This is a genomic window from Pseudomonas sp. R15(2017), assembly GCF_002112685.1.
GTDB lineage: Bacteria > Pseudomonadota > Gammaproteobacteria > Pseudomonadales > Pseudomonadaceae > Aquipseudomonas > Aquipseudomonas glycinae.
The window spans coordinates 1-12,891 of record NZ_NEII01000001.1; the positions used below are offsets into that span (position 1 = coordinate 1).

Consider the following 12,891-nt stretch of genomic DNA (forward strand, 5'->3'; position numbering starts at 1 on the left):
TAAGCTTTGCCGGGTGGCATTCGCCCTCATGAAAAATCAGAGCGAATACCAACCCAATTTAAGGTTGCAGGGTTCCCCTGCAACATAGAATCTCCCACAGGGACAGTGTTTCAGCAGTGGTACTCGGTTTCCTGTGGGAGCGGGCTTGCCCGTGAAGGCGATATCACTGGCGCTGCAAAAACGCCTGATGCAGCTCCGCCAGCGTCTCGAAGTGATACGCCGGTGCTTCAGCGCTCAGCTCTTCATGGCTGCCAAAACCGTAACCCACGGCCGCCGCATCCAGACCGTTGCTGCGAGCACCGATCAGGTCGTGTTTGCGGTCACCGATCATCAACGTACTGGCCGGGTCCAGTCTTTCCTCGGCGATCAGGTGGGCAATCAGCTCGACCTTGTTGGTACGGGTGCCGTCCAGTTCGCTGCCGTAGATCACCTTGAAGTGTTTGGCGAAATCAAAGTGCCGGGCGATTTCCCGGGCGAACACCCAAGGCTTCGACGTCGCGATATAGAGCTGCCGGCCTTGACTGCTCAGGGTTTCCAACAACGGCGTGACGCCGTCGAACACCCGGTTCTCGTACAGGCCGGTAACCTTGAAGCGCTCGCGGTAGTAATTCACCGCCTCCCAGGCCTTGGCTTCGTCGAAACCATAAAACTGCATGAACGCCTGCAACAACGGCGGGCCGATGAAGTGTTCCAGTCTGGTCAGATCCGGCTCGTCGATGCCGAGTTTGCTCAAGGCGAACTGGATGGAACGGGTGATGCCCTCACGCGGGTCGGTGAGGGTGCCGTCAAGGTCGAACAGTACGGTCTGGTAATGCATGAAAAATCCCGGGCGGTAGAAAGAAAAGTCAGAGCTGGTCGTAGCCTTCAGCCAGATGCAGGTCCTTGAGCTTCACGTAGTTCGCCGCGCTGTAGGTGAAAAAGGCGTTTTCCTTGTCGGTCAGCGGGCGGACCTGTTTTACCGGACTGCCCACGTAAAGAAAGCCGCTTTCCAGGCGTTTGCCCGGCGGCACCAGGCTGCCGGCGCCGATGATCACATCGTCCTCGACCACCGCGCCGTCCATGACGATGCTGCCCATGCCGATCAACACGCGGCTGCCGACGGTGCAGCCATGCAGCATCACCTTGTGGGCGATGGTCACGTCATCGCCAATCAACAGCGGAAAGCCGTCCGGATTGAACGGGCCGGCGTGGGTGATGTGCAACACGCAGCCGTCCTGCACGCTGGTGCGCGCGCCGATGCGGATGCGGTGCATGTCGCCGCGGATCACGGTCAGCGGCCACACGGAGCTGTCTTCGCCGATTTCGACGTCGCCGATCACCACCGCCGAGCCGTCGACAAAAGCGCCTTGGCTCAAGCGTGGGGTGTGATTCTGGTACTTGCGAAGGGACACGATTAGTTCTCTCTCTGTCGCCGATAGCTGCGGTGGGTGTCGATTGTAATTAAGATGGGCGCATGTTTCTTCCAGCCAAGGTGCCAACCGTGAGCGTGAACAACCCTCTTCTGCAGTCCTACGACCTGCCGCCGTTCTCCGCGATCCGTGCCGAACACGTGCAGCCGGCCATCGAAACCATCCTGGCCGACAACCGCGCCGCCATCGCCGAAATCCTCAAGACCCAGGGCCAGAACCCGACCTGGGCCGGGCTGGTGCTGGCGATGGACGAACTCAATGATCGCCTGGGTGCTGCCTGGAGCCCGGTCAGCCACCTCAATGCCGTGTGCAACAGCGCCGAACTGCGTGAAGCCTACGAGTCGTGCCTGCCGGCTTTGAGCGCCTACTCCACCGAAATGGGCCAGAATCGCGAGCTGTTCCAGGCCTATGAAGCCCTGGCCAACAGCCCGGAGGCCGCCAGTTTCGACGTGGCCCAGAAAACCATTCTGGAACATGCGCTGCGCGATTTCCGCCTCTCGGGTATCGACCTGCCCGAAGCCGATCAGAAACGCTACGCCGAAGTGCAGAGCAAGCTGTCCGAGCTGGGCAGCCGCTTCTCCAACCAGTTGCTCGACGCCACCCAGGCCTGGACCAAGCACCTGACCGACGAAGCCGCCCTCGCCGGCCTGACTGATTCGGCCAAGGCGCAAATGGCTGCTGCCGCACAGGCCAAAGGCCTCGACGGCTGGCTGATCACCCTGGAATTCCCGAGCTACTACGCGGTGATGACCTACGCCCAGGACCGTGCGCTGCGTGAAGAAGTCTACGCTGCCTACTGCACCCGTGCGTCGGATCAAGGCCCGAACGCCGGCCAGAACGACAACGGCCCGGTGATGGACGAAATCCTCGACCTGCGTCAGGAGCTGGCCAAACTGCTTGGTTTCTCCAGCTTCTCCGAGTTGAGCCTGGCCACAAAAATGGCTGAATCCAGCGATCAGGTGCTGAGTTTCCTGCGCGACCTGGCCAAGCGCAGCAAACCGTTCGCCGCCCAGGATCTGCAACAGCTCAAGGCTTACGCCGCCGAGCAGGGCTGCGCCGATCTTCAAAGCTGGGACAGCGGTTTCTACGGTGAAAAACTCCGTGAACAGCGTTACAGCGTCGCTCAGGAAACCCTGCGCGCCTACTTCCCGATCGACAAAGTGCTGGGTGGTCTGTTCGCCATCGTTCAGCGCCTGTACGGCATCGAAATCGCCGAACTGAAAGGCTTCGACACCTGGCACCCGGACGTTCGCCTGTTCGAGATCAAGGAAAACGGCCAGCACGTCGGTCGCTTCTTCTTCGACCTCTACGCCCGCGCCAACAAGCGTGGCGGCGCGTGGATGGACGGCGCCCGCGACCGTCGCCGCACCCTCAACGGCGTACTGCAAAGCCCGGTAGCCAACCTGGTCTGCAACTTCACCCCGGCCGACAGCGGCAAACCTGCGCTGCTGACCCACGATGAAGTGACCACCCTGTTCCACGAATTCGGCCACGGCCTGCATCACCTGTTGACCCGCGTCGAGCATGCCGGCGTTTCCGGTATCAACGGCGTGGCGTGGGACGCGGTCGAGCTGCCGAGCCAGTTCATGGAAAACTGGTGCTGGGAGCCGGAAGGTCTGGCGCTGATTTCCGGCCACTACGAAACCGGCGAACCGCTGCCGCAGGATCTGCTGGAAAAAATGCTCGCGGCGAAGAACTTCCAGTCCGGCCTGATGATGGTGCGTCAGCTGGAGTTCTCGCTGTTCGACTTCGAACTGCACGCCACCCACGGTGACGGCCGCAGCGTCGCGCAAGTGCTGGAAGGCGTACGCAACGAAGTCTCGGTAATGCGACCTCCGGCCTACAACCGCTTCCCGAACAGCTTCGCGCACATCTTCGCCGGCGGTTACGCGGCGGGTTACTACAGCTACAAATGGGCGGAAGTGCTGTCGGCGGATGCCTTCTCCAAATTCGAAGAAGACGGCGTGCTCAATGCCGACACCGGTCGCGCGTTCCGCGAAGCGATCCTCGCCCGCGGAGGTTCGCAGGCGCCGATGGTGCTGTTCGTCGACTTCCGTGGCCGTGAGCCGTCGATTGACGCACTCTTGCGCCACAGCGGCCTGAGTGAGGACGCGGCAGCATGAGTGAGGCACCCGTGAAGACCAAAAAACGCTTTATCGCCGGGGCGGTCTGCCCGGCGTGCAGCGAGCCGGACAAGCTGATGATGTGGAGCGAGGACGATGTCCCACACCGCGAATGCGTGGCGTGCGGCTACAGCGATACGCTGAATGCCCAAGGGCTGTCGGTGCCGAAAGAACTGGGCACGCGGGTCAATACCAGCGCGCTCAAGCCTGCACCGGACAAAACGGTTCAGGCGGTGCAGTTCTTCCCGAATCCGAAGCTGAAGAAAAAGCCCGACGAGCAACACTGATCCCGAACCACCTTTTGCCGGATCACGGCGCAAGGTGGTATTGGCTTACCACCTGTCCCCCGCACTTGCTTCGTAGGCTGGCCTTTTGCGCCACGCCTCGAAGGAAGCTGCCATGCCCGACACCAATCCCCTCCTGCAACCCTGGACGCTGCCACCCTGGCCGGCGATTCGCGCCGAGCATCTCGTGCCGGCAGTCAACCGCATCATTACCGACAATCGACGCATCATCGCCCAGGTGATAATCAGTCAGACCGATCTTCCCGGCTGGGATGATCTGGTCCTGAGCATCGACGAAGCCGACGCCCGCCTCAGTGAAGTCCGCTCGATTCTCGAAACCCTGTCGGTGGGCAGGTCCGACGATGCCGTCTGGCTAGTGGAAAGTGCCAAGGCGCATCTGGCAATCAATCAGTATCGCTCCGAAAAGGCCCGCAATCGCCCGTTGTACGAGACCTATCAGCGTTTGGCGCAGAGTTCGATCGCCGGCAGTTTCGATGAATCGCGCACCCGCGCCCTGGCGCGGATTCTGCGAAGATTCAAGCAGTCGGGCATTGAGCTTCCCCCTGACCAGCAACAGGAACTGGCGCGGTTGAACCGCGAGATCGGTGGGCTGGAGTATGTATTTCTGGATAACCTCGAACGCTGGGCCGCGAGCTGGAATAAGCACATCGGCGATGCTGCACTGCTCGCGGGCCTGTCGCCGGCGATGAAAGATCAGCTGGCACTTGCCGCACGCCAGGCCGGGCATGACGGCTGGCTGATCCGCCTGGATCAGAACACCTGCTAGCACATCCTCAAATACGCCGAAAACCGAGCCTTGCGCCAGGAATGCTGCATTGCCTACGCGACCCGCGCATCCGATCGCGGACCGCTGGCCGGCCGCTTCGACAACGGCCCGGTGCTGGTCAAGCTGCTAGCCTTGCGCCAGCAAAAAGCCCGTTTTCTCGGTCATGAAAACGCCGCGCAACGGAGTCTGGCAAAGGAAAGCGGCGGGACCACGGCGTGGGTCAGTGGGTTTCTTCAGCGTCAGGCGACGCAGCTGGCACCTGTCCTCGCACAGGATGCCAAACAATTGGCTGCCTTTGCCCGACAACGCGGGATCGACCGGGTCCAGCCATGGGATGAAGATTTCCTCGCCGAGCAATGGCGCCAACAACAGTTTCCCGGTGCGCTGGAAAACCTGCGGGATTACTTCCCGCTGGAGGGCTCCCTGCGCAGGCTCTGTCTGTTCTGCGAGCGGATGTTCGGGATCCGCATCGTCGAGCAGTCCGGCGGGGGGCACTGGCATGACGATGTGCGCCTGCTGCAAGTCAGCGAGCATGGGCAGGTCATCGGCTACATTTACCTTGAGCCGTTTCACCGTGACAACGCTGCGGATTTCCCCGGCACCTCCACACTGCGCAACCGCCGCATCAATGCCGAAGGTCGCCCGGCGCTGCCGATAGCCCTGCTCTACAGCAATTTCACACGGCCTACCGACACCCATCCCTGTCGGCTCGAGCTCGATGATCTGCGGGTGCTGTTTCATGAGTTCGGGCATTGCCTCCAGCATGTGCTGACGCGCTCACCCCACTACAACCTGTCCGGTGTCCTGCAATTGAGCCATGAAGCGGCGGAGTTTTCCGGGCAGTTGTTCGAGCAGTGGTGTCTGTCACGGGAGTTTTTGCGCTGGCTCGGCGTGCATTTCCAGACTGGCGAACGCTTGAGCACCGCACGGATCGACGCGGCGTTGTCGGCCAGCCAGGCTCATTCCAGTCGACAACAGGCCTTGTTGCTGATGGGAGCGATGATCGATTTCGAGCTGCACCTGACCCACGGTGATGGGCGCTCGGTCGAAGAGGTTTGCACCGACGTGCAGCGCACTCTGGGTCATCTGCAACTGCCGGACAATCACCGGTTCGCCAATGGTTTCGATTACATGGTGACCCAGTACGACGCTTCGGTTTACACCTACGTCTGGTCGGGCGTGCTGGCCCAGGAAGCGTTCAAGCGCTTCAGCCGCGACTGGGTATTCAACGCGCAAACCGGCCGCGAGTTTCGCGCGACCTTCTTTGCGCCGGGTGCAGGGCGTCCATTGCTGGACGCGGTGGAAGCGTTCATCGGCCGGCCGGTCGCCGGCCTCGTTGAAATGGAGGCCGGAGGAGTTACTTCAGATTGACCGTCTGAAACCAGCTCTTCATCGAGCACGTGGCAAACGCGCTGGTGCTGCAATCGCCATTGGCCAGTGCGGTGCGCAATTTATCGACATCAGCCTGCATCACGTAGCGAACGCCGTCCTTGAAGTGGCCGCTTTCACCAAACCCGCCCTGAGTCATTTCGTTCAGGGCGTCTTCCTTGCTCCAGCCCTGCACGACAATCCGGTACATCGCCGCCATCAGGCCGGTGCGATCGGAGCCGTGCTTGCAGTGCATCAGCACCGGGCCTTCGGCTTCGGCGGACTGAATGGCACGCAGGGTCTTGAGCACATCACTGTCGTCCACGTGATTGGTGCGATAGGGCAATTGCACCTGATGGATTCCGGGGGCTTTCAGCCAGTTGGAATCCGCTTCCGGCAGGAAGTTGATAACCGTCGCCACTTTCAGGTTGTTCAACAACGGCACTGCACCGTCATCGGGGAGTGCACTGCGGTAAAGCGTGGGCGACATCTGGAACAGGTTGTATTGCACCTCGACCGGTTGCGCCCACTCAGTGGGACGAGCAGCAGCCGGAGCCTCCGCCGCTTGGGCGGGAATACAGCTGAACAGGGCAAGCAGCGACAAACAGAATGCGGAGGAAAAACGCGTCAGGAACATGCTTTGCGGCGACCGTGTGGGTTTTGTCATTGAAGGCCTCAGCTTGCGAGCCATGCAGTCAAATCCCCGTGAGGCGCTTGTAAAAGAATCGTGAAGACACCGGTTTACTTGGCGAAAAACGCTGTTTTTTTGGCTGAATCGGTTCATCTCGTTGCTTAGCCTGCTACCATTTGTCACATCATGTTGCAGACGCGTCCTCGTTGTTCCCGGCCTTCCGGCCACGTCGCAAACAGAAAATTCTTGAGCCGTTCGCAGAAACGGCTGACAACCATCAATGCCTGATGAGGTGCACCCCCCATGTTTGATGAAGAGCGAGACAACCCGCGGCGTGAGTTTTTGCGCAAATCCCTGACCCTGATTCCGGTCGTGACTCTGGCCGGCAGCGGTCTCGGCAGCACGGTGCTGCAAGCCGCGCCCGAAAGCGCGCCTGCCAAAGCCCAGGCAAAATCGGCCACGGTTGAAGCCAGCACGTATCAGCCGAGCTACTTCACCGCTGAAGAGTGGGCGTTCATCAATGCCGCCGTCGCGCAATTGATCCCCAACGATGCGCAGGGTCCAGGTGCACTCGAGGCCGGCGTGCCGGAATACATCGACCGCCAGATGAACACGCCGTACGCCGCCGGAGCCCTCTGGTACATGCAAGGGCCATTCAACGCCGACGCGGCGCCCGAGATGGGCTGGCAGAGCAAACTGGTGCCAAAAGAGATCTATCGCCTCGGCATTGCCGCCACGGATCAGTGGGCAAAATCCATCAACGGCAAAACATTTGCCGAGCAAGACAGCGCTACCCGAGACGATCTGCTCAAGCAGCTTGAAGCCGGAAAACCGCAATTCGACGCGGTTCCGGCGAAGATTTTCTTCAGTCTGCTGCTGCAGAACACCAAGGAAGGGTTCTTCTGCGACCCGATCCACGGCGGCAATAAAGGCATGGTCGGCTGGACCATGATCGGCTTCCCCGGCGCCCGCGCCGATTTCATGGATTGGGTGGAACGCAACGAGCAATACCCCTTCCCGGCAGTTTCGATTCGCGGCGAGAGGGCGTGAGCATGGCAACGGTAATGAAGAAGGTCGACGCAGTGATCGTCGGTTTCGGCTGGACAGGCGCAATCATGGCCAAAGAGCTGACCGAAGCAGGCCTCAACGTGCTGGCGCTGGAACGCGGGCCGATGCAGGACACCTACCCTGACGGCAACTATCCCCAGGTGATCGACGAACTCACCTACAGCGTGCGGAAAAAACTCTTCCAGGACATTTCCAAAGAGACTGTCACCATCCGTCACAGCGTCAACGACATCGCCCTGCCAAACCGCCAGTTGGGCGCGTTCCTGCCGGGCAATGGCGTGGGCGGCGCCGGTTTGCACTGGTCGGGCGTGCACTTTCGGGTCGACCCGATCGAGTTGCGCATGCGCAGCCACTACGAAGAGCGCTACGGCAAAAGTTTCATCCCCAAGGACATGACCATCCAGGACTTCGGCGTCAGCTATGAAGAGCTGGAGCCGTTCTTCGATTTCGCCGAAAAAGTCTTCGGCACCTCCGGTCAGGCCTGGACCGTGAAAGGCCAACTGGTCGGTCAGGGTAAGGGCGGCAACCCGTACGCCCCGGATCGCTCGAATCCATTCCCGCTGCAAGCGCAGAAGAACACGGTTTCCGCACAGCTGTTCGGCAAAGCGGCTACCGAAGTCGGTTACAAACCCTACAACCTGCCATCCGCCAATACGTCGGGGCCGTACACCAACCCCTACGGCGCGCAGATGGGTCCGTGCAACTTCTGCGGTTTCTGCAGCGGTTACGTTTGCTACATGTATTCCAAGGCGTCGCCGAACGTGAACATTCTGCCGGCGCTGAAGCCACTGCCGAATTTCGAGTTGCGGCCTAACGCTCATGTGCTGCGGGTCAACCTCGACAGCACGAAAACCAAAGCCACCGGCGTCACCTACATCGACGGACAGGGTCGCGAGATCGAGCAACCGGCGGATCTGGTGATCCTCGGCGCGTTCCAGTTGCACAACGTGCGCCTGATGCTGCTCTCCGGTATCGGCAAACCCTACGACCCGGTCAGTGGTGAAGGTGTGGTCGGGCGCAACTTCGCCTACCAGAACATGGCCACCATCAAGGCGTTCTTTGACAAGGACACCCACACCAACAACTTCATCGGTGCCGGCGGCAACGGTGTGGCAGTGGATGACTTCAACGCCGACAACTTCGACCACGGGCCTCACGGTTTCGTCGGTGGCTCGCCGATGTGGGTCAACCAGGCCGGCAGCCGACCGATCGCCGGCACCTCCAACCCGCCGGGCACCCCGGCCTGGGGCAGTGCGTGGAAACGCGCCACCGCCGATTACTACACCCACCAGGTGTCGATGGACGCCCACGGCGCGCATCAGTCCTACCGTGGCAACTACCTCGATCTGGATCCGGTGTACCGCGATGCCTACGGCATGCCGCTGCTGCGGATGACGTTCGACTGGCAGGAAAACGACATCAAGATGAACCGCTTCATGGTCGAGAAAATGGGCAAGATCGCCGAGGCCATGGGCCCGAAAGCCATTGCCGTGATCGGCAAGAAAGTCGGCGACCACTTCAACACCGCGTCGTACCAGACCACCCACCTCAACGGTGGCGCGATCATGGGCACCGATCCGAAGACCAGCGCGCTCAACCGCTATCTGCAGAGCTGGGACGTGCACAACGTGTTCGTCCCGGGCGCCTCGGCCTTCCCGCAAGGCCTGGGCTACAACCCCACCGGCCTGGTTGCCGCGCTGACCTACTGGTCGGCGAAAGCGATCCGCGAGCAGTACCTGAAAAATCCCGGCCCGCTGGTTCAGGCTTAAGGAGCGATGACCATGAAAACTCTCGTTATCGCGACCCTGGCCCTGCTCGGCAGCGCTGCCGTTCATGGCGCCGAAGTTGATCAATCCTTGATCAAAAAAGGTGAATACCTCGCCCGTGCCGGCGACTGCGTGGCCTGCCACACAGCCAAGAACGGCAAGCCGTTCGCCGGTGGCCTGCCGATGGAGACCCCGATCGGCACGATCTACTCGACCAACATCACACCGGATAAAACCGGTGTCGGTGACTACAGCTTCGAGGACTTCGACCAGGCCGTACGGCATGGCGTCGCCAAAAACGGTAGTACCTTGTACCCGGCGATGCCGTACCCGTCCTACGCCCGTGTCAGCGAACCCGACATGCAGGCGCTCTACGCCTACTTCATGCACGGCGTTGAACCGGTGGCGCAAGAGAACAAGGCCAGCGACATCCCGTGGCCATTGAGCATGCGCTGGCCGCTGATGGGCTGGCGCTGGCTGTTCGCGCCGAAGGTCGAAGACTACAAACCCGCGTCGGACGACGCCGTCGTCAGCCGTGGGGCGTATCTGGTGGAAGGCCTCGGACATTGCGGCGCCTGCCATACGCCACGGGCTCTGACCATGCAGGAAAAATCCTTGAGCGCGGCCGAAGGCAGCAGTTTTCTGTCAGGCAGTGCACCGCTGGAAGGCTGGATCGCCAAAAGTCTGCGCGGCGACCACAAGGACGGTCTCGGCAGCTGGAGCGACGAACAACTGGTGCAGTTCCTCAAGACCGGGCGCAGCGACCGCAGTGCGGTATTCGGTGGCATGAGCGACGTGGTCACCCACAGCATGCAATACATGACCGACGCCGACCTGACCGCGATTGCCCGTTACCTGAAATCGCTGCCGGCCAATGACCCTGCCGACCAGCCGCACCAGTACGACGAAAAAGCTGCCAAGGCCTTGTGGAACGGTGACGACAGTCAGCGCGGTGCGTCGGTGTACATCGACAACTGTGCCGCGTGCCACCGCACCGACGGCCATGGCTACACCCGGGTGTTCCCGGCGCTGGCAGGCAATCCGGTGCTGCAATCGGACGACCCGACTTCGCTGATCCACATCGTGCTCAAGGGTGGCACCCTGCCTGCGACGCACACGGCACCGTCCACCTTCACCATGCCCGGTTTCGCCTGGCGCCTGTCGGATCAGGAAGTGGCGGATGTCGTGAGCTTTATTCGTGGCAGTTGGGGCAACAAGGGCGCGCCCGTCAAGGCCGCTGATGTCGCCGAATTGCGCAAGGACGATATGAAGCAAACCTCGAACGATGACCTCGGCCAGGTGACACAGCACAACTGACTGTTCGCCCAACGGCACTAGTCAGATCGACAGCGCCTCGATACTGTATATGCACACAGTATCGAGGCGCTGCCATGTCCACCCCTCTTCCTCCGCGCGGTCGCGGCACCGCCACCAACCCGCACAACCGCTTTGCACCGAATCGCTCGGTGGCCGAGGACGACGGCTGGTATCAGGAAGTGCCATTGACCCAGGGCACCGAGGTCAGTTTCGAGACAGCTAAGACCATCATCACCCGCAACACCTCGCCGGACCTGCCCTTCGACCGCTCGATCAATCCCTATCGCGGCTGCGAGCATGGCTGCATTTATTGCTATGCACGGCCCAGCCACGCCTATTGGGACATGTCGCCGGGGCTGGATTTCGAAACCAGGCTGATCGCCAAGACCAATGCCGCCCAGGTGCTGGAGGAACAGCTTGGCAAGAAAGGCTATCAATGCGCGCCGATCAATCTCGGCTCCAACACCGACCCGTATCAACCGATCGAACGCGAACACAAAATCACCCGCCAGACCCTGGAAGTGCTGCTGCGCTACCGGCACCCGGTGACCATCGTCACCAAGGGCTCGCTGATCCTGCGCGACCTCGACCTGCTCACCGAACTGGCGCAACAGCGGCTGGTGGCGGTGATGATCAGCCTGACCACCCTCGACGACGAGCTCAAACGCATCCTCGAGCCCCGCGCCGCCGCGCCCAAGGCCCGGTTGCGGGCCATCCGGGTCATGCGCGAGGCGGGGATTCCGGTCGGTGTGCTGTGTTCGCCGATGATTCCGATGATCAACGACAGCGAAATCGAAAGCCTGCTGACCGAGGCCCACGCGGCCGGCGCCCAGAGCGCGGCCTACATGATGCTGCGCCTGCCGCTGGAGGTGGCGCCGCTGTTCGAGGAATGGCTCGAGGCGCACTACCCGCAGCGTGCGGCGCATGTACTGAGCCTGATCCGCCAGAGCCGTGGCGGCGAGCTGTACGACAGTCGTTTCGGTACCCGGATGCGCGGCGAGGGGCCGTTTGCCGACCTGCTCGCCCAGCGCTTCGCCAAAGCATTGAAACGTCTTGGGCTCAATCACCGCGAAGGTTTCAACCTCGATTGCACGGCCTTCTGTCCGCCGGGTCGCCAGATGGCGCTGATTTAGGAACAATTGGCCGATGGTTGAGCGGCAGGAATGCTTGACCGGTTTACCCCGGTCACGTTTTTTGTGACCTGGAACACACGTTCTAGAGCGCTTGATTCAGTTTGAGTTAAGTTTCGGCAGTTACCTTGTTCATCGAGTGACTGACGGGTCGGGATGACCCGGATGTTCTAAACAGCCACTGGCTTCACACCGGAATACACGGGAACGACTCCCCGAATCCGCCAATGAGGATGAATCATGAGTGACAAGGATAAACAGCCGTTGGCTGCGTCGGCGCAAGCCGCCCCTGTGGCGGAATCCGCCGATGCAGCGTTGAAGCGTATCGTTGACGGCTTTTTGCATTTTCATCATGAGGTCTTTCCGCAGCAGGAAGAACTCTTCAAGAAACTCGCCACGGCACAGTCGCCACGGGCGATGTTCATCACCTGCGCCGACTCGCGCATCGTGCCCGAACTGATCACCCAGAGTTCGCCCGGCGATCTGTTCGTGACCCGTAACGTCGGCAACGTCGTGCCACCCTACGGCCAGATGAACGGCGGCGTTTCCACCGCCATCGAATACGCGGTCCTGGCCCTCGGCGTGCAGCACATCATCATTTGCGGCCACTCCGACTGCGGCGCCATGCGGGCGGTGCTCAACCCGGACAGCCTGGAAAAGATGCCGACGGTCAAAGCCTGGCTGCGCCACGCCGAAGTCGCGAAAACCATGGTGCATGACAACTGCAACTGCACCGACGAAAAAGAAAGCATGCCGATCCTCACCGAGGAGAACGTCATCGCCCAACTGCAGCACTTGCGTACCCATCCTTCGGTAGCCTCGCGCATGGCGAACGGTCATCTGTTCATCCATGGCTGGGTCTACAACATCGAAACCAGCGAAATCAAAGCTTACGACGCGGATCAGGGTTGCTTCCTGCCGCTCGACGGCAGCCATCCGATTCCGGTGGCGACGCCCAAAGCGCGCTTCTAAATCCTCCTAAAAATCCGTGTGGTTTGACGCCGGCCG

General features: G+C 61.1%; 12 protein-coding genes. 9 read left to right on the plus strand and 3 right to left on the minus strand.

The window, feature by feature from the left end:
• Positions 1-163: 163 nt before the first annotated feature.
• Both CAF77_RS00005 and CAF77_RS00010 read right to left on the minus strand, forming a co-directional pair.
• Positions 164-817 carry an HAD family hydrolase gene (locus CAF77_RS00005; protein ID WP_064379536.1) on the minus strand — a complete coding sequence of 218 codons (654 nt, stop codon included), beginning with the start codon at positions 815-817 and terminating at the stop codon, positions 164-166.
• Positions 818-845: 28 nt separating this feature from the next.
• Positions 846-1,391: a gamma carbonic anhydrase family protein gene (locus CAF77_RS00010; RefSeq protein ID WP_064379538.1), complete on the minus strand. Its 546-nt coding sequence runs from the start codon at positions 1,389-1,391 to the stop codon at positions 846-848.
• A 62-nt stretch (positions 1,392-1,453) separates the two neighbouring features.
• Between CAF77_RS00010 and prlC the strand changes: the two genes are divergently transcribed.
• The 4 genes from prlC (at position 1,454) to CAF77_RS00025 (ending at position 5,974) form a co-directional block, all read left to right on the plus strand.
• Positions 1,454-3,532 carry an oligopeptidase A gene (prlC, locus tag CAF77_RS00015; protein WP_170928905.1) on the plus strand — a complete coding sequence of 693 codons (2,079 nt, stop codon included), beginning with the start codon at positions 1,454-1,456 and terminating at the stop codon, positions 3,530-3,532.
• A complete protein-coding gene (locus CAF77_RS00020; protein WP_007953955.1) occupies positions 3,529-3,819 on the plus strand; it encodes a YheV family putative zinc ribbon protein in 291 nt (96 codons plus the stop codon). The genes prlC and CAF77_RS00020 overlap by 4 nt, the downstream gene beginning before the upstream one ends.
• 112 nt (positions 3,820-3,931) lie before the next feature.
• Positions 3,932-4,603: a hypothetical protein gene (locus CAF77_RS29445; RefSeq protein WP_256576089.1), complete on the plus strand. Its 672-nt coding sequence runs from the start codon at positions 3,932-3,934 to the stop codon at positions 4,601-4,603.
• Positions 4,604-4,606: 3 nt separating this feature from the next.
• Positions 4,607-5,974, plus strand: coding sequence for a M3 family metallopeptidase (locus CAF77_RS00025; protein ID WP_256576104.1), 1,368 nt, complete (start codon positions 4,607-4,609; stop codon positions 5,972-5,974).
• Here the strand turns inward: CAF77_RS00025 and CAF77_RS00030 are convergent.
• Entirely contained in the window at positions 5,961-6,608 is a 648-nt protein-coding gene (locus CAF77_RS00030) for a dual specificity protein phosphatase family protein (RefSeq protein ID WP_085653891.1), read from the minus strand. The genes CAF77_RS00025 and CAF77_RS00030 overlap by 14 nt on opposite strands.
• 297 nt (positions 6,609-6,905) lie before the next feature.
• Between CAF77_RS00030 and CAF77_RS00035 the strand changes: the two genes are divergently transcribed.
• From CAF77_RS00035 to CAF77_RS00055, 5 genes are all read left to right on the plus strand, one after another.
• Entirely contained in the window at positions 6,906-7,652 is a 747-nt protein-coding gene (locus tag CAF77_RS00035; protein WP_085653892.1) for a gluconate 2-dehydrogenase subunit 3 family protein, read from the plus strand.
• Between the two features lie 2 nt (positions 7,653-7,654).
• Positions 7,655-9,439: a GMC family oxidoreductase gene (locus tag CAF77_RS00040; RefSeq protein WP_064379545.1), complete on the plus strand. Its 1,785-nt coding sequence runs from the start codon at positions 7,655-7,657 to the stop codon at positions 9,437-9,439.
• A gap of 12 nt (positions 9,440-9,451) precedes the next feature.
• Positions 9,452-10,753 carry a cytochrome c gene (locus CAF77_RS00045; protein ID WP_085653893.1) on the plus strand — a complete coding sequence of 434 codons (1,302 nt, stop codon included), beginning with the start codon at positions 9,452-9,454 and terminating at the stop codon, positions 10,751-10,753.
• Between the two features lie 74 nt (positions 10,754-10,827).
• Positions 10,828-11,886: a PA0069 family radical SAM protein gene (locus CAF77_RS00050; protein WP_085653894.1), complete on the plus strand. Its 1,059-nt coding sequence runs from the start codon at positions 10,828-10,830 to the stop codon at positions 11,884-11,886.
• Positions 11,887-12,123: 237 nt separating this feature from the next.
• Positions 12,124-12,855, plus strand: coding sequence for a carbonic anhydrase (locus tag CAF77_RS00055; protein ID WP_011331804.1), 732 nt, complete (start codon positions 12,124-12,126; stop codon positions 12,853-12,855).
• Positions 12,856-12,891: the final 36 nt, after the last annotated feature.

Bases quoted from the DNA above. Each gene is read 5' to 3' on its own strand.
- CAF77_RS00020 (WP_007953955.1), top strand. From the start codon at position 3,529: ATGAGTGAGGCACCCGTGAAGACCAAAAAACGCTTTATCGCCGGGGCG.
- CAF77_RS00040 (WP_064379545.1), top strand. From the start codon at position 7,655: ATGGCAACGGTAATGAAGAAGGTCGACGCAGTGATCGTCGGTTTCGGC.
- CAF77_RS29445 (WP_256576089.1), top strand. From the start codon at position 3,932: ATGCCCGACACCAATCCCCTCCTGCAACCCTGGACGCTGCCACCCTGG.
- prlC (WP_170928905.1), top strand. From the start codon at position 1,454: ATGTTTCTTCCAGCCAAGGTGCCAACCGTGAGCGTGAACAACCCTCTT.
- CAF77_RS00055 (WP_011331804.1), top strand. From the start codon at position 12,124: ATGAGTGACAAGGATAAACAGCCGTTGGCTGCGTCGGCGCAAGCCGCC.
- CAF77_RS00005 (WP_064379536.1), bottom strand. From the start codon at position 817: ATGCATTACCAGACCGTACTGTTCGACCTTGACGGCACCCTCACCGAC.
- CAF77_RS00030 (WP_085653891.1), bottom strand. From the start codon at position 6,608: ATGTTCCTGACGCGTTTTTCCTCCGCATTCTGTTTGTCGCTGCTTGCC.
- CAF77_RS00045 (WP_085653893.1), top strand. From the start codon at position 9,452: ATGAAAACTCTCGTTATCGCGACCCTGGCCCTGCTCGGCAGCGCTGCC.
- CAF77_RS00035 (WP_085653892.1), top strand. From the start codon at position 6,906: ATGTTTGATGAAGAGCGAGACAACCCGCGGCGTGAGTTTTTGCGCAAA.
- CAF77_RS00050 (WP_085653894.1), top strand. From the start codon at position 10,828: ATGTCCACCCCTCTTCCTCCGCGCGGTCGCGGCACCGCCACCAACCCG.